This is a genomic window from Jannaschia halovivens, assembly GCF_046452375.1.
GTDB classification, from domain to species: domain Bacteria; phylum Pseudomonadota; class Alphaproteobacteria; order Rhodobacterales; family Rhodobacteraceae; genus Jannaschia; species Jannaschia halovivens.
The window spans coordinates 292,095-307,109 of record NZ_JBKFDJ010000002.1 but is presented as its reverse complement, the minus strand read 5'-3'; the positions used below and the strand labels follow the sequence as shown (position 1 = coordinate 307,109).

Annotated in this window: 16 protein-coding genes; 9 read left to right on the top strand and 7 right to left on the bottom strand. The window is 70.0% G+C overall.

Annotated elements, in window-relative coordinates; translation table 11 throughout:
• Positions 1–44: 44 nt before the first annotated feature.
• Positions 45–569 carry a peptide-methionine (R)-S-oxide reductase MsrB gene (gene msrB / locus ACK8OR_RS14935; protein WP_410190197.1) on the top strand — a complete coding sequence of 175 codons (525 nt, stop codon included), beginning with the start codon at positions 45–47 and terminating at the stop codon, positions 567–569.
• A 35-nt stretch (positions 570–604) separates the two neighbouring features.
• Positions 605–1,387 (top strand): CE1 family esterase, encoded by a 783-nt coding sequence (locus tag ACK8OR_RS14930; protein WP_410190196.1) that lies wholly within the window; start codon positions 605–607, stop codon positions 1,385–1,387.
• Between the two features lie 18 nt (positions 1,388–1,405).
• Here the strand turns inward: ACK8OR_RS14930 and rimO are convergent, their stop codons facing one another.
• On the bottom strand, positions 1,406–2,773 hold the full coding sequence (gene rimO, locus ACK8OR_RS14925) for a 30S ribosomal protein S12 methylthiotransferase RimO (protein WP_410190195.1): 1,368 nt from the start codon (positions 2,771–2,773) through the stop codon (positions 1,406–1,408).
• A 91-nt stretch (positions 2,774–2,864) separates the two neighbouring features.
• Between rimO and ACK8OR_RS14920 the strand changes: the two genes are divergently transcribed.
• The 3 genes from ACK8OR_RS14920 (at position 2,865) to pssA (ending at position 6,366) form a co-directional block, all read left to right on the top strand.
• Positions 2,865–4,859 carry an AsmA family protein gene (locus tag ACK8OR_RS14920; RefSeq protein ID WP_410190194.1) on the top strand — a complete coding sequence of 665 codons (1,995 nt, stop codon included), beginning with the start codon at positions 2,865–2,867 and terminating at the stop codon, positions 4,857–4,859.
• 77 nt (positions 4,860–4,936) lie between these two features.
• A complete protein-coding gene (locus ACK8OR_RS14915) occupies positions 4,937–5,632 on the top strand; it encodes a phosphatidylserine decarboxylase (protein ID WP_410190193.1) in 696 nt (231 codons plus the stop codon).
• Positions 5,632–6,366, top strand: a complete 735-nt coding sequence (gene pssA / locus ACK8OR_RS14910; protein ID WP_410190192.1) for a CDP-diacylglycerol--serine O-phosphatidyltransferase — start codon at positions 5,632–5,634, stop codon at positions 6,364–6,366. The genes ACK8OR_RS14915 and pssA overlap by 1 nt, the downstream gene beginning before the upstream one ends.
• A 22-nt stretch (positions 6,367–6,388) precedes the next feature.
• Here the strand turns inward: pssA and ACK8OR_RS14905 are convergent, their stop codons facing one another.
• Positions 6,389–6,997, bottom strand: a complete 609-nt coding sequence (locus ACK8OR_RS14905) for a GcrA family cell cycle regulator (RefSeq protein ID WP_410190191.1) — start codon at positions 6,995–6,997, stop codon at positions 6,389–6,391.
• A gap of 139 nt (positions 6,998–7,136) precedes the next feature.
• On the opposite strand from ACK8OR_RS14905, the gene ACK8OR_RS14900 reads away from it, so the two are divergent.
• On the top strand, positions 7,137–7,967 hold the full coding sequence (locus tag ACK8OR_RS14900; protein ID WP_410190190.1) for an ABC transporter permease: 831 nt from the start codon (positions 7,137–7,139) through the stop codon (positions 7,965–7,967).
• 112 nt (positions 7,968–8,079) lie between these two features.
• Positions 8,080–9,000 (top strand): calcium/sodium antiporter, encoded by a 921-nt coding sequence (locus ACK8OR_RS14895; protein WP_410190189.1) that lies wholly within the window; start codon positions 8,080–8,082, stop codon positions 8,998–9,000.
• Positions 9,001–9,004: 4 nt separating this feature from the next.
• Here the strand turns inward: ACK8OR_RS14895 and argF are convergent, their stop codons facing one another.
• Positions 9,005–9,931, bottom strand: a complete 927-nt coding sequence (gene argF, locus ACK8OR_RS14890) for an ornithine carbamoyltransferase (protein ID WP_410190188.1) — start codon at positions 9,929–9,931, stop codon at positions 9,005–9,007.
• Positions 9,932–10,007: 76 nt separating this feature from the next.
• A complete protein-coding gene (locus tag ACK8OR_RS14885; RefSeq protein ID WP_410190187.1) occupies positions 10,008–11,183 on the bottom strand; it encodes an aspartate aminotransferase family protein in 1,176 nt (391 codons plus the stop codon).
• Positions 11,184–11,331: 148 nt separating this feature from the next.
• On the opposite strand from ACK8OR_RS14885, the gene ACK8OR_RS14880 reads away from it, so the two are divergent.
• Together ACK8OR_RS14880 and ACK8OR_RS14875 are read left to right on the top strand one after the other, a co-directional pair.
• Positions 11,332–11,904, top strand: a complete 573-nt coding sequence (locus tag ACK8OR_RS14880) for a cytochrome P460 family protein (protein ID WP_410190186.1) — start codon at positions 11,332–11,334, stop codon at positions 11,902–11,904.
• A gap of 343 nt (positions 11,905–12,247) precedes the next feature.
• A complete protein-coding gene (locus tag ACK8OR_RS14875; RefSeq protein WP_410190185.1) occupies positions 12,248–12,943 on the top strand; it encodes a CDP-alcohol phosphatidyltransferase family protein in 696 nt (231 codons plus the stop codon).
• 12 nt (positions 12,944–12,955) lie between these two features.
• On the opposite strand, the gene ACK8OR_RS14870 is transcribed toward ACK8OR_RS14875, so the two are convergent.
• The 3 genes from ACK8OR_RS14870 to ACK8OR_RS14860 are packed head-to-tail and all read right to left on the bottom strand — an operon-like array spanning position 12,956 to position 15,011.
• A complete protein-coding gene (locus tag ACK8OR_RS14870; RefSeq protein ID WP_410190184.1) occupies positions 12,956–13,300 on the bottom strand; it encodes a hypothetical protein in 345 nt (114 codons plus the stop codon).
• A gap of 32 nt (positions 13,301–13,332) precedes the next feature.
• Positions 13,333–14,334 (bottom strand): endonuclease/exonuclease/phosphatase family protein, encoded by a 1,002-nt coding sequence (locus ACK8OR_RS14865; protein ID WP_410190183.1) that lies wholly within the window; start codon positions 14,332–14,334, stop codon positions 13,333–13,335.
• Complete coding sequence (locus tag ACK8OR_RS14860; protein ID WP_410190182.1) at positions 14,331–15,011, bottom strand: TerB family tellurite resistance protein; 681 nt, start codon at positions 15,009–15,011, stop codon at positions 14,331–14,333. The genes ACK8OR_RS14865 and ACK8OR_RS14860 overlap by 4 nt, the downstream gene beginning before the upstream one ends.
• Positions 15,012–15,015: the final 4 nt, after the last annotated feature.

The following is a 15,015-nucleotide window of genomic DNA, read 5'->3' as shown; positions in this document are numbered from 1 at the left end:
GTGATCCGACGCCGCGCGTTTCAGCCGCGACAAGGAGATCCGCCATGCCCAGCCGCCGCGCCGTCCTGACGGGAACCGCTGCCGTCGCCGCCCTTGGGGCCGCAGGCAGCGCATGGTGGCTGGGTTCGGACGCGCCCGCCCCGCGCGCCTACCCCGTTTCGCTGACCGAAGCGGAGTGGCGCGCCCGCCTCTCGCCCGGCGCCTTCGCCGTCCTCCGCCAGGAGGATACCGAGGCCCCGTATTCCAGCCCGCTCGACGACTTTTGGGAAGCCGGCACCTACGATTGCGCCGGCTGCGCCAACCCCGTCTACGCCTCGGACACCAAGTTCGACAGCGGCACCGGATGGCCCAGCTTCTGGGCGCCTCTTGCCGAGGACGCGGTGGGCACCAAGACCGATTACAAACTCGTCCTGCCCCGCACCGAGGTCCATTGCGCGCGCTGCGGCGGACATCTCGGGCATATCTTCACCGACGGCCCCGACCCGACCGGCAAACGGCACTGTCTCAACGGCCTCGCCCTTGCCTTCCGCCCCGAAGGCGAACCTGCGGCCCCGCTGGCGCTTTCGTGACTGGCCGCGCGTCGGGACGCGGCTAATGTCGCTCCATGCGCGCCTGTCTCCTCTTCCTTCTCCACGCCCTGTTGATCGCCATCACCGCCCCGGCCCATGCCTGCGGCGGGCCCGAAGCCTGTGCGATCGGTGACCGCAGCTACCACGTCCGCGCGCCCGCCGGTTGGGACGGCACGACACCGCTGGGCGTGATGCTGCATTTCCACGGGTGGGGTCGACAGGGCCCGGTCCCGCTCGGCAGCCCGCGCACGGGGGCGGCCGCGGATGCCGCCGGGCTCCTCTTCGTGGCCCCGAATGGCCTCGGTCGGACCTGGGATTTCCGGCATCCCGGCTCGCGCGACACGCCCTTCGCCGAGGCGGTTCTGGCGGATGTGTCGGCGCGGTTTCCGACCGACGGGCGCCTCGTCGTGTCGGGCTATAGCTGGGGCGCCTTGATGGCGGCGCGCTTCGCCTGCGAGGGCGAAGCCGAGGTCTCCGCCCTCCTGCTGATCGCGGGCGCCTTCCCGCCGGGCATTCCCTGCGAGGGACGACCCGCCCGCGTCGCCCATGTTCACGGCACCACCGACACGGTGCTCGATTTTCCCTACGGACCCGGCGGCGAAACCACCCACGCCGTCGCCCTCTGGCGCGACCGCCTCGGCTGCGCCGCGCCCGCCCGCGCCTTCGACTGGAACGCGGTTTCCTGGCTGACCCATACGCGCACGGAATGGGATTGCACGGCGGGCCGCGTCACCATGGACGTCCACCCTGCCAGCCACCTCATTCCGCGCGGATGGGTGGCACGGGTTCTGGGTGAGGAACTGGAAGGCGCGCGTTGAGACGCGGGCCGATCCCGATCAGGCGACCGGCGTGCCCCAAAGGTCGTATTCCGACGCCTCGTCCACCTCGACGGTGAGGATGTCGCCCGCCGCCAGCGCTTCGAACCCCTCGTCGATGAAGAGGTTGCCGTCGATCTCGGGGGCGTCGGCCTTGGTGCGGCAGGTGGCGCCTTCGGCGTCGACCGCGTCGACGATCACCTCCAGCCGGGTGCCGACCTTGGCGGCGAGCTTCGCGGCCGAGATCGCCTGCGCCTTCGCCATGAAGCGGGCGTAGCGTTCGGCCTTCACCTCCGCCTCGACATGGTCCGGCAGGGCGTTGGACCGCGCACCGGCGACGTTCTCGTATTGAAAGGCGCCGACGCGGTCGAGCTGCGCCTCGTCCAGCCAGTCGAGCAGGGTCTGGAACTCGGCCTCGGTCTCGCCGGGATAACCGACGATGAAGGTCGAGCGGAGCGCGATCTCGGGGCAGATGCCGCGCCATTCGGCGATCCGGTCCAGCGTCTTCTCGGCATGGGCGGGGCGGGCCATGCGGCGGAGCGTGTCGGGATGCGCGTGCTGGAAGGGCACGTCGAGATAGGGCAGCACCAGACCCTCGGCCATCAGCGGCACGAGGTCGCGCACGAAGGGGTACGGATAGACGTAGTGGAGCCGGACCCACGCCCCGAGCGCGCCCAGGTCCCGCGCGAGGTTCACGATATGCGACCCCGCGCCTGCGCGGTCCTTCCAGTCGGTGCCGTAGGCCGAGGTGTCCTGGCTGATGACCAGAAGCTCGCGCACGCCCGCATCGACCAGCCGTTCCGCCTCGCGGATGACGGCGGCGTGGGGGCGCGACACGAGTTTGCCGCGCATGTCGGGGATGATGCAGAACTTGCAGCTGTGATTGCAGCCCTCGGCGATCTTCAGGTAGCTGAAATGCCTAGGCGTCAGCGTGACGCCGCTGGCAGGCAGCAGGTCGACGAACGGATCGGGCGCGGGCGGGACGGCGGCGTGAACCGCGTCGAGCACCTGTTCGTATTGATGCGGCCCCGTCACGGCCAGGACCGTCGGATGCGCGCCGGTGATATAGGCGGGATCGGCGCCGAGGCAGCCGGTGACGATGACGCGCCCGTTCTCGGCCAGCGCCTCGCCGATCGCCTCGAGGCTCTCAATCTTGGCGCTGTCGAGAAAGCCGCAGGTGTTGACGATCACGGCCTCGGCCTCGGCGTAGTCGGCGCTGATGGCGTAGCCCTCGGCCCGCAACCGCGTCAGGATCCGTTCGCTGTCCACCAGCGCCTTCGGACAGCCGAGCGAGACCATGCCGATCCGGGGCTGACCGGCCCGCGCATCGGTCGGCAGGACGGCACGCGGCGCGAGGTCGGGGCGGAGGTCGGGGGGATTTTCGGGCATGGCGCCCAGATAGGCCTTCGGGCGCGACGGCGGAAGCCCTTGCGGGGCGCGCGCGCGCATTTCATCGTGGGCGGAACAAGGGGGAGTGGCGATGCGAGGATTGGTCCGGGCAGGTGTGGCGCTGATCGCGGTGATCGTGGTCGCCGTGGTGGCGCTGGTGCTGCTGGTCCCGGCCGAGCGGATCGCGGATTTCGCCGTCGAGCGGTTCGAGGCCGAGACCGGGCGCGCCATGACTATCGACGGCGATGTCGGCGCGACGCTCTGGCCCCGGCTCGGCGTCCGCGCCGAGGGCGTCACCGTCGCGAATGCCGATTGGGCGGGCGAGACCCCGATGCTGACGGCCGATGCGATCGAGGTCGGCGTGCCGCTGGCCGCCGTCTTCGGGCGGGTGCTGCGGATCGAGACGCTCGAGATCGAGGGCGCGACACTGGTGCTGGAGCGGGGTGCCGACGGGCGCGGCAACTGGGAGTTCGGGATGCCCGCCACGCCCGGCGGGGCGACGCCGAGCGCGACCCCCGGTCCGGCGGCCCCGGCACCACAACCCTTCGGGATCGACCGCGCGACGATCACCGGGAGCGACATCACTTGGGTCGACCAGCGCGCGGACCGGACGGTGCGTTTGCGCGCCGTGGATGCCGCGCTGGCGCTGCCAGATGCCGACGGCCCGGCGGAGGTCACGATCTCGGCGCTGCTGGCCGGGCAGGCCGTCACCGTCGCGGGCGAGATCGCGCAGGCGCGCGACTTCCTCGGCGGCGCGCTGACGCCGGTGACGCTGACGCTCGAGGCCGGGGGGACGCGCGTGTCGCTGGACGGGCGCGCCGATCTCGACCCGACCGCGTGGGAGGGACGGCTCTCGGTGGTTTCGACCGACCGTCTGGCGGTGATGCGTGCCCTCGGCCTCACGCCGCCGGACCTGCCGCAGGGCCTCGGGCGGGGGAGGTTGGCGCTCGACGCCACGGCGACGCTGGCCCCGGCCGGAAGCCTGCATCTGCGCGACATGGCGCTGGGCCTCGACGGCAATCGGCTGACCGGGGCCGTGGACCTCGTACCGGGCGACGCGCGGCCGACCATCACCGCCACGCTGGCCGCCGACGATCTGGACCTGACGCCGCTCAGCCGCGAGGGGCAGGGTGGGGAGACGGCGATCGTGGCCGAAACCGGCTGGGCGCGCGAGGCGTTCGACGTCTCGGGGCTGTTTCTCGCCGACGGCTCGCTGACGCTGACCGCCGGGACCGTGCAGCTCGGGGATGCGACCCTCGACGAGCTGCGGCTGCGCGCGACCGTCGACCAGGGGCGCGCCGTCATCACGTTGCAGCCGCTCGTGGCCTATGGAAGCACCGTGACGGGCGATCTGGTCGTCAACGGGCGGGGCGGTCTCTCGGCGCGGGCCGATCTCGATCTCAACGGTCTTGAGATGGCGCCCTTCCTGACCGAGTTCGCCGATTTCGACCGTCTCGTGGGGCAGGCCGATGCCAGCATCAGCCTGCTCGGCGTCGGCGACACCAGCGCCGAGCTGATGGCGAGCCTCGACGGCGGGATGACCTTCCGGATGGGGCAGGGCGAGATCCTCGGGCTCGACGTGGCGGGGATGATCCGCAACCTCGATCCGAACTTTCGCGGCGAGGGACAGAAGACGGTGATCGACGGGATGTCGGTGTCGTTCTCGGTGGCCGACGGCGTGGCGCGGAGCGATGACCTGGCGCTCGACGCGCCGCTTCTGACGGCGACGGGCGAGGGCAGCGTCGATCTGGGCGGCCGGACGCTGAGCTACCGCCTGATGCCGACGCTGCGCGTGGGCGGCATCACGGTGCCCATCCTGATCGAGGGGCCGTGGTCCGATCCGCGCATCCGGCCCGATCTGGAATTCCTCGCCCGGCAGGAGCTGGAGATCGAGCGTGCCGAGCTGGAAGCCCGCGCCCGCGCCGAGGCCGACGCCGCCCGCGCGCGCGCCGAGTCCCAGGCGCGCGACCGTCTGGCCGAGGAACTGGAGGTCGCCCCCGAGATCCTGACCGATCGCGGCGCGCTGGAAGACGCCATCCGCGACCGCGTCGAGGAGCAGCTGCTGGACCTCCTCCTCGGGCGCTGAGACGTCACACCGCATCCGCTGGACCCGGCTCGGCCCGCGCGCTATCTGCCGTGGGTTCCAGACGGGAGTGATTGGAAATGGGTGTCAGCCTGCTCGGCACGTTCGTGAAGCCGGTCCATCGCGAGGGGCCGAAGTTCATCGCCATCTTCGCCGCCGTGACGCTGGTGCTCTTCATCCTGTGGGAGCCGCTGGGCGTCATCGGCCTCGCGCTGACGATCTGGTGCTATTACTTCTTCCGCGATCCCGTGCGCGTCACCCCAATGGGCGAGGGCCTGATCGTCACACCCGCCGACGGCGTCGTCTCGCTGATCGAGCCCGCCGTGCCGCCCTCGGAACTGGGCCTCGGCGACGCGCCCCTGACGCGCGTGTCGGTCTTCATGTCGGTCTTCAACTGCCACGTGAACCGCGCGCCGGTCGCGGGCACGGTCACCGCCGTCGCCTACCGGCCGGGCAAGTTCCTGTCGGCCGAACTCGACAAGGCCTCCGAGGAGAACGAGCGAAACGGCCTGACCATCGAGATGGAGGACGGCACCCGGATCGGCGTCGTCCAGATTGCGGGCCTCGTGGCGAGGCGCATCCTCTGCGAGGTCGACCAGGGCGCGCGGCTGGAGCGGGGCGGTCGCTTCGGTATCATCCGCTTCGGCTCGCGGCTGGACGTCTACCTGCCCGAGGGCACCGCCCCGCGCGTGTCGCTGGGCCAGTCGATGATCTCGGGCGAGACGGTGCTGGCCAAGCTCGGTGACGCCACCCCCGCCACCTCGAGGATCGATTGATGGGCGGGCGGCGCGAGCCACGGGACGGCCCGCTTCCGATCGTCTCGCTGCTGCCGAACCTCGTGACCATCCTGGGGCTGTGCTTCGGCCTGACCTCGATCCGCTTCACCTTCGCCGACCGGTTCGAGTTGGCCGCCGGCCTTCTTATCCTCGCGGCGCTGGTCGACGGGATGGACGGTCTCCTGGCGCGGCGGCTCAACGCGGCCTCGCCCTTCGGGGCCGAACTCGACAGCCTGTCGGATTTCGTCTGCTTCGGCGTCGCGCCCGCGCTTCTCGTCTACCATTTCGGGCTTGAGGGGCTGGCCGGGATGGGCTGGCTCGCGTCGCTGGCCTTCGCGATCTGCTGCTGCCTCCGGCTGGCGCGATTCAACGTCGCCGCCAAGGACGAGACGAATGCGTCCGGGTCCTTCACCGGCGTTCCCGCACCCGCGGGCGCGATGCTGGGGATCTTCCCGGTGACGCTGATGCTGTCGGGGCTGTTCGACCTGCGCGGCTGGGACGTGTTCATCGCGGTCTGGATGCTGGGCGTCGGCGCCCTGATGATCGCGCGCTTCCCGACGGTCTCGCTGAAGGCGATGAAGATCAGCCGCGACAACGCGGTCTACGTGCTGCTGGCCGCGGCGCTGGTAATCGGGTTGATGCTCACGCGCCTCTGGATGTTCCATGTCGGCGCGACGTTCCTCTACCTCGCGCTGTTGGCCTGGGGCGTGCTGAAATGGCGGCGACGGGCCTGAGCGCGGCCCGCCCGCCGACGCCTCAGCGGCGCCGGTCGCGGCGCGAGGACATCGGCTGGAACGCCACCGAGACATGCGCCTCGCAATAGGGCTTCCCGGCCTGGACCGGCAGGCCGCAGAACCAGAACTTCGGCGTCGCCGGATCGCCGATCGGCCATTTGCAGGTCCGTTCGGTCAATTCCATCAGGCTGATCTTCTTGGCGGTCTTCTCGACCGCGTTCACCTTGGCCAGCGCCTCGGGCGAGATCTCGTTGGCCGAGGGCTGGGGCGGCAGCGGCTGGCCCGCCATCAGGGGCTTGCGCAGCGACGTGACGTTGGTGCCCTGCGGCACGGCAGCCATCGTCCGCGGCTCGTCGTCGTCATCCTCCTCCTCGGCCTCGGGGGCGGGGGGCGGCGCGGGGTCAGCCTTGGCGGTGTCGGCCTTCGCTTTGGCTTTCGGCACAGGCTTGGCGGGCGCGGCCTCGGCCTTGGCCTCGTCGGCGGTCTGGCGGTTCGACAAGCCGAGGCGGTGGACCTTGCCGATCACCGCGTTGCGCGTCACCCCGCCCAGTTCCTTGGCGATCTGCGACGCGCTCGCGCCTTCGCCCCACATCCGCTTGAGGGTCTCGACGCGCTCGTCGGTCCAGGCCATGGAAATCTCCTAACAACTGCTCGATCGTCCCGGCCGCGAACCCGTTCTGGGGGGTGGCGATCCCGGGAGACGTCCTATTGTATGCACGGCCCGTCCGCGCCACAAGGACGCCCGCCCCTACGTCCCCCCGGAGGCCACCATGACCGACACCGCCTTGCAACAGGACCGCCCCGATCCCGGCACTCAGGGCGTGCGGCGGTTCGGGCGGGTCAACTGGCTGGGCCTGCGCACATTGGCCGAACGCGAGACGCGCCGCTTCCTTGCGGTCTGGACACAGACGCTGCTGGCGCCGCTGGTCACGGCGGGGCTGTTTCTTCTGATCTTCACGCTGGCAGTCGGCACCCGCCGGGGCGAGGTGATGGGCGTCAGCTTCCTGCATTTCCTCGCGCCCGGCATCCTAATGATGACCGTAATCCAGAACTCCTTCGCCAACGTGTCCTCGTCGATCGTCATCTCGAAGGTGCAGGGCAACATCGTCGACACGCTGATGCCGCCCCTGTCGGCGGCCGAACTCGTCGCGGGTTATCTCGCGGGGGGGATCCTGCGGGGCGTCGTCGTGGCCGCCGCGATCATGTTGGTGCTGTTCCCGTTCATCGGCCTCGGGGTGCAGAACCCGGTAATGGCGCTGGTCTGGGTCATCCTCGGCGGCGCGTTTCTCGGATCGCTCGGGATCGTGGCCGGGATTTTCGCCAACAAGTTCGACCAGATCGCGGCGATCACGAACTTCATCGTCACGCCGCTGAGCTTCCTGTCGGGCACGTTCTATTCGCTCGAGACGCTGCCCCCCGTGATGCAGGCGTTGAGCCACGCGAACCCGGTCTTCTACCTGATCGACGGGCTGCGCCACGCGGTGCTGGGCGTGTCGGACAGCTCGCCTTGGCTGGGCCTCGCCGTGGTCGCGACGGCCACGCTCGCGGTGGCGGCACTCGGCTGGTGGATGTTCCGCACGGGCTATCGGCTGAAATCCTGACGCCCGCGGCCGGCGCGGCCCTTGTGGCCGGGCCGGCGTCATCCCACATCCGGATCGACGCCCAATGGCCGGTCGGGTCGTCGCCCCGTCCGCCCGGCTTTCGGATCCCACCTTGTCCATCCTTCTCATCGCACTTGGCTTCGCCGGTCTCCTGATCGGTGGCGAATTCCTCGTGCGCGGCGCGGTTGCGATCGCCGAACGCCTCCGTCTCTCGCCGGTCGTCATCGGCATCACGCTCGTCGGCTTCGGCACGTCGATGCCCGAGCTCCTGGCCTCGGTTCAGGCGGCGCTCGTGGGCGCGCCGGGCATCGCGGTCGGCAACGTCGTCGGGAGCAATATCGCCAACATCCTTCTTATCCTCGGCGCGGCCGCCGCGATCCGGCCCGTCATCGTCGCGCGGGGCGAATTCCGCCGCGACGGCACGGTGCTCGCGCTAGCGACGCTCCTCTGCCTCGCCGCCGTCCTCACGGGCACGCTGGGGCGTGGGGCGGGTCTGGTCTTCCTCGCCGGCCTTGCGGTCTACATCGTCCACACGATCCGGACGGGCGCGGCCGATCCGGCGGACCCGCTGGCCGCCCGCCCGAGCATGGCGACGGCGCTTCTCTGCGTCGTGGGCGGCCTCGTCGCGCTCCTGGTCGGTGCGCGTTCGCTCGTCAGCGGTGCCGTGACGGTGGCTGCCGACCTCGGCGTGTCCGAAGCGGTGATCGGCCTGACCGTGGTGGCGATCGGCACCTCGATGCCGGAACTCATCACCTCCGTCCTCGCAGCGCGGCGCGGGCAATCGGCGCTGGCCTTCGGCAACATCGTCGGCAGCAACCTCTTCAACATCCTGGGCATCCTCGGGGTAACGGCGCTCGTCCATCCGCTCGAGGTGCCTTCAGTCATCGCGGGCTTCGACATCTGGGTGATGCTGGGCGCGACGGCGGTGCTGATGGTGGCCGTGCTGACCGTCGGGCGGATCGGGCGGCCGCTTGGGGCGGCCCTTCTCCTCGGCTATGCGGCCTATCTCGGCTGGCTGGTCCTTTCGGCCTGAGCCGTCAGACCCCGAGGCACCAGCGCATGATCGCCTTCTGCGCGTGGAGACGGTTCTCGGCCTCGTCGAACACGACCGAGCGGGGACCGTCGAGCACCGCGTCCGTGATCTCTTCGCCGCGATGCGCCGGCAAGCAGTGCATCACGAGGGCCTCGTCCGGCGCAGCGTCCAGCAGGCGTTCGTTCACTTGGTAGGGCCTCAGGAGATTGTGGCGCCGCTGGCGCGAGCTTTCGGCATCGCCCATCGAGACCCAGGTGTCGGTGACGATCAGGTCGGCATCGGCCACGGCGCGGGCCGGATCGCGTTCGACCCGCATGTCGCGGCCCGCGCGGCGGATGCCGCCCATCAGCGCATCGGGCGGATCGAGCTGGGCGGGCCCCGAGAAGGTGAAGTCGAACCCGAAGCTGGCCGCGGCGTGCAGGAAGCTCTGGGCGACGTTGTTGCCGTCGCCCATCCAGGCCACGCGCTTGCCCGAGATGGGGCCGCGATGCTCCTCGAAGGTCATAACGTCCGCCATGATCTGGCAGGGATGCGAGCTGTCGGTCAGGCCGTTGATGACGGGGACGGTCGCGTGCTCGGCCATTTCGTGGAGGATGTCCTCGCCGAAGGTGCGGATCATGATGAGATCGACATAGCGCGACAGGACGCGGGCCGTGTCGGCGATGGTCTCGCCATGGCCGAGCTGCATCTCGGCGCCCGAGAGGACGAGCGAGGTGCCCCCCATCTGGCGGACGCCGACGTCGAAGCTGACGCGGGTGCGGGTCGAAGGCTTCTCGAAGATCAGCGCGACGACATGGCCGTCGAGCGGGCGCGCGTCGTCGGGCGTGCCCTTGGGACGGTCGCCGCGCGCGGCCTTCATCTCGCCCGCAGAGGACAGGATCGCGCGCAGCGCGGCGGGATCGGTTGTGTGGATGTCGAGGAAGTTGTTCATCTGGGTCTCCCTGCGGGGAGGCCGGGGGGCCGTCTGCCCCCCGGCCCGCCCGAGGATGTCTGAGAAACGGAGAGGGTCAGGCCGGGACGAGGCTCGCGGCCGCGCGATCGAGACGGACCGCGGCCTCGCGCAGGTCGTCGTCGGTGATGTTGAGCGGCGGCAGCAGGCGCACGACGTTGTCGGCGGCGGGCACGATGCAGGTCTCCTGCCCATAGGCGGCCTGAACGACGTCCCCGGCCGGGACGCGGCATTTCAGCCCCAGCATCAGGCCCGACCCGCGCACCGCCTCGAACACCTCGGGATGGGAGGCGACGAGCCCTTCTAGCGCCTGTCGGAAGGTGCCGGCCTTGCGCCGGACCTCGGCCAGGAAATCCTCGTCGGCGACCGTGTCCATCACCGCGTTGCCGACCGCGCAGGCCAGGGGGTTGCCGCCATAGGTCGAGCCGTGGGTGCCCGCCGTCATACCCCGCGCGGCATTCTCCGTGGCCAGGAGCGCGCCCAGCGGGAAGCCGCCGCCGATGCCCTTGGCGACCATCATCATGTCGGGCGTCACGCCCGCCCATTCATGCGCGAAGAGGCGGCCGGTCCGGCCCATGCCGCATTGCACCTCGTCGAGGATCATCAGCGCGCCGGTCTCGTCGCAGGCGTCGCGCAGGCCCTTGAGGCACTGGTCGGGGACGGGGACGATGCCGCCCTCGCCCTGGACGGGCTCGAGGATGACGGCGGCTACGTCCGGCTCGGCCATCGCGGCGCGGAGCGCGTCGTGATCGCCGAAGGGCAGGTGGCGGAAGCCGGGCAGCAGCGGGCCGAACCCCGCCGTCATCTTCTCGGAGCCGGCGGCGGCGATGCCCGCGGCGCTGCGGCCATGGAACGAGCCGGTGAAGGCGAGGATCACATGCCGGTCGGAGCCTTGGCTCGACCAGTACTTGCGGGCCATCTTGACGGCCAGTTCGCAGGCCTCGGTGCCCGAATTGGTGAAGAAGCATGTATCGGCGAAGGTCGCCTCGACGAGCTTCTCGGCCAGCGTCTCCTGCTGGGGGATGTGGTAGAGGTTCGACGTGTGCCAGAGCGCGCCCGCCTGATCGGTCAGCGCCTTGGTCAGGCCGGGATGCGCGTGACCCAGCGCATTGACCGCGATGCCCGCCCCGAGATCGAGAAAACGTCGCCCGTCCTTTTCCACCAGCCACGAGCCTTCGCCCGAGACGAAGCTCAGCGGGGCGCGGTTATAGGTGGGCAGAACGGGGTCGATCATCTCCGTCATCCTTCTGGTCCGGCGTAAGCGTCCGGCTTGGCCCGAAGGTCACGCGAAGTCAATTCGCCAGGGGCCTACACGCAAACGTCAGGTGACCGTGAGCGCTCGGGGGTGCTTGAACGGGGGTGTCGCCAATCCGGAGGACCCAATGACCCGTCTCGCCCCCCTGACCCTTGCCGCCGCCCTGCTGGCCGCCCCCGCCTTCGCCGAGGAAACCTGCCCGCTGCCGGCGGATCGCTACGACATGGACGCCGCCGCGATCGACGCGATGTATGACTGCATGTCGGCCTGGATGATCGAGGGCTACCAGTCGGGCGGCGACGAGGTGGCGATGGCCTACCGCGACTGGACGCAGGCCTCGATCCGGCCCGCGGTGGCGGGCGTTCATGGCGAGCGCTTCCTCAACACCTTCGTCAACGAAATCGCCGCCGAGCAGTACCTTCAGTTCGCGGAAGGCGAGTTCGAGATGCCGGTCGGATCGGTTCTCGCCAAGGAAATGATCGGCGTGCGCGACAACGGCAACGCGCGCCGGGCGCCGCTTCTGATCATGACCAAGGTCGACGATGCGCCCGACACCGACAACTGGCGTTATTCCGGCGTCCAGCCGACGGGTCAGACGCTGCGGGTTAGCCAGTCCTTCTGCCATGATTGCCACGTCAATTTCGACGCGAGCGACTCGATGGGCTACCCGCTCGAGGAAGTCCGCGCCGCCTCGAACTGACCGCGCGCGCCACGGCCTTCGCCGCCCGTCGGGGACATCATTCCGGTGGGCGGTCGGCGGTAGGACCGGTGGTTCGTCTCATGCGAAAGATGGAGACCGGGGCCTCTCGTGACAGGCGCACGGCTCCGGGGTGCCGCACCCGTTCGGGCACGGCCGGGATCGGGCCCGACCCCGCCCCGCGCGCGTCACCGCTGCGGGACCCCGGGGTCGTGGTCTGCACGGAGCGGGGTGCCACCCCCGCCCCGGTGATGCCGCGACGAGACAGGGTATCGGGGTGATCGGTTAACGAAGGGTTCACGCGCCACCCTCGACAGGCGCGGCGGCAGCGGGCACACCCGGTGCCATGTGGCCCCGAACCCGCGCCCTTTCCGTTCACCTGTTGACCGCCACGGGCGCGGTCTTCGCGATGTTCGCCCTTCTGGCGGCGGTCGAGACGGCGTGGTCCTGGATGTTCCTGTGGCTGCTGGCCGCGCTGATCGTGGACGGGATCGACGGGCCGCTGGCGCGCAAATACGAGGTCACGCTGCACGCGGCGCGGTTCGACGGCGTGCTGCTCGACCTGATCATCGACTACCTCACCTACGTCTTCATCCCGGTCTACGCCCTCTATGCCAGCGGGTTGGTGCCCGGATGGGCGGGCTGGGGCATCCTGATCGTCGTGCCCTTCGCCAGCGCGCTCTATTTCGCGGATGCGCAGATGAAGACCGCAGATGCCAGCTTCGAGGGCTTTCCGGGCTGCTGGAACATGGTGGCGCTGGTGGTCTTCGTCCTGCAACCGAACCCGTGGCTGACCCTGATCGCGTCGAGCCTTCTGGCGGCGGCGATGTTCCTGCCCCTGCGCTTCGTGCATCCGGTACGCACGGCCCGGTGGCGTCCCCTGACGCTGGCGGTGACGGTGCTCTGGATGCTGCTGGCGCTGACGGCGGCTTGGGGAGAGTTTGGGCTGGGCTACTGGAGCGGTTGGGTCTTCGCGGCGGCGACGGGGTACCTCTTGCTGGCGGGGCTGGTGCAGCAGGTGCTGGAGCGGCGCGCGCCCTGACGGCGCGCGGTGTCAGAGGTCGATCGAGCCGTCGGGATTGAGGTCGGGGGGCGGCAAATCGGGATCGAGAGGCGTCTTCCGCCGGATCACGATGTCGCCGTTGGGCAGGAATTCGGGCGGATGGTAGGCGTCGAGCTCCGACAGGCTCTCGCCCAGCTGCTCCTGCAGGTCCTCCAGCAGCGGCGCCGCATTCCGCGCCAGCCCTTCGAGATCGCGCAGCGCGGGCTCCATCTCCTCCATCAGGCCGTCCATAAAGAGCCGCAGGCCCCGCTCCATCAGCGAAGGCGGCTCGGCCTCCTGCGCGGCGGCGGGCAGCGCCAGAAGCGCGATCATCGGAAGGGCCACGAGACGGGTCATGGCATAAAAGCTGGGGCGGGACGCGAGGTTGGTCAAGGCGCCGCGGGCCGGTCGGGCAGGTCGAGGATCACCGGGAAGTGGTCCGACGCGTCGAGCAATGCGCGTTGCAGCACTGGGTCCGCGACCGCATCGGGGTCGTCATAGGGGTGCAGGATGCGCCACGTCGCACCGGGCACGAGGTCCGGCGACACCATCGCGAAATCCAGAAGCGCGTTGAGATAGCGCTTGTTGGCGTTGTCCCAGAAGCGCGCGGTGGTCGGGATCGCGGCGCCCAGCCGCGCCGGTTGAGCATGGGGGTCGTGGAGCGCGGCGTTCCCGTCGCCGAGAACGATTTCGACGCCCGAGCGGCCGAACAGCGCCTCGAACCGGTCGAGGCCCGGCCCGTCGTTGAAATCGCCCGCCACGATCAGCCGCGCGCCTTCGACCAAGCGCTGATCGACGCGGCGGCGCAGCCAGATGCATTGCGCGAGCTGCTTGCGGCGGTTGAGGATGCTGATCTTGAGTGCCTCGGCCCCATCGGTGCCGCGCGTCCCCTTCGACTTGGCGTGGACGCCGATCAGATGGAGGGGGCCCGCGGCGGTGTCGAGCGCCAGCTCCAGCGGCGGCTTCGACCAGACCAGCTTGTCGGCGCGCAGGTCCTGATCGAGATCGAAGCCGAAGACGCGGTCGAAGCGGGGCGCGTCGTCGGATTCGCCGGGATCGTGGCGCGCCATGACCTGGCCCGGATCGTAGAGGAGCGCGATCTCCTGCCGGGTGTCGTTCTCGAAGCCGAGAATGGCGGACCGGGTGCGCAGGCCCGCCCAGCCCGCGAATTCCTCCAGTGCCACGCGCGCGGATCGTCTAAGCGATGCGTCGGGGGCTTCGATCACGAGGATCGCATCCGCATCGACGCTCCGCAGCACCGTCGCGATCGCCTCAAGTTGCCGGGCCTTGCTGACCTGGTATCGCGCCGACCGCTCGCCCGTCGCGTCGAGCGTGCCGTCGTCGCGGAACAGCCGGTCGAACCACTCGACGTTCCAGGTGGCCAGCTTCACGCGGTTCCTGCCTGGATGTTCTCCCAGGCGCGGTTGATGGCCACGAGGCGCTTCTCGGCCAGCTTCACGGCCTCCTCGGGCAGGCCACGGGCGATCATCCGGTCGGGATGGGTATCGCGCACGAGTTGGCGCCATCGGTCGCGGATCTCGTCCATACCCATGTCGGGCGTCACCCCGAGCACGTCGTAACAATCGGGGGCCGCGTCGACGACGAACTGCGCCTTGACCGAGCGGAAGGCGCGGTCGTCGAGCCGGAAGATGCGCGCGACCCGGTGCAGGAAATCATCCTCGGCCGGGTGATAGTCGCCATCGGCCAGCGCGATGTGGAACAGCCCCTCCAGAAGATCGCGCAAGGTCTCGGCATCGTCCTCGAACATGGCGGCGATGCGGGCGGCGTATTCCTCGAACCCCGCGACATCGGTGCGGGCGAGGTCGAAGACGCGGGCGGCGTTCTCCTCCTCGTCGGGCGGGATGGTGAAGACCTCGCGGAAGGCCGCGACCTCGGACCGCGTCACCGTGCCGTCGGCCTTGGCCATCTTGGCGCCGAGCGCGATCACGGCGATCGTGAAGGCGACCGAGCGTTCGGGCGGCGCGCGCAGGTAGTCGAAAAGGCTTGACAGGCGTTCGCCGGGCGCGAGCCGCGACAGGGCTTCGAGGATGCGGGACCAGAGCGTCATGCCG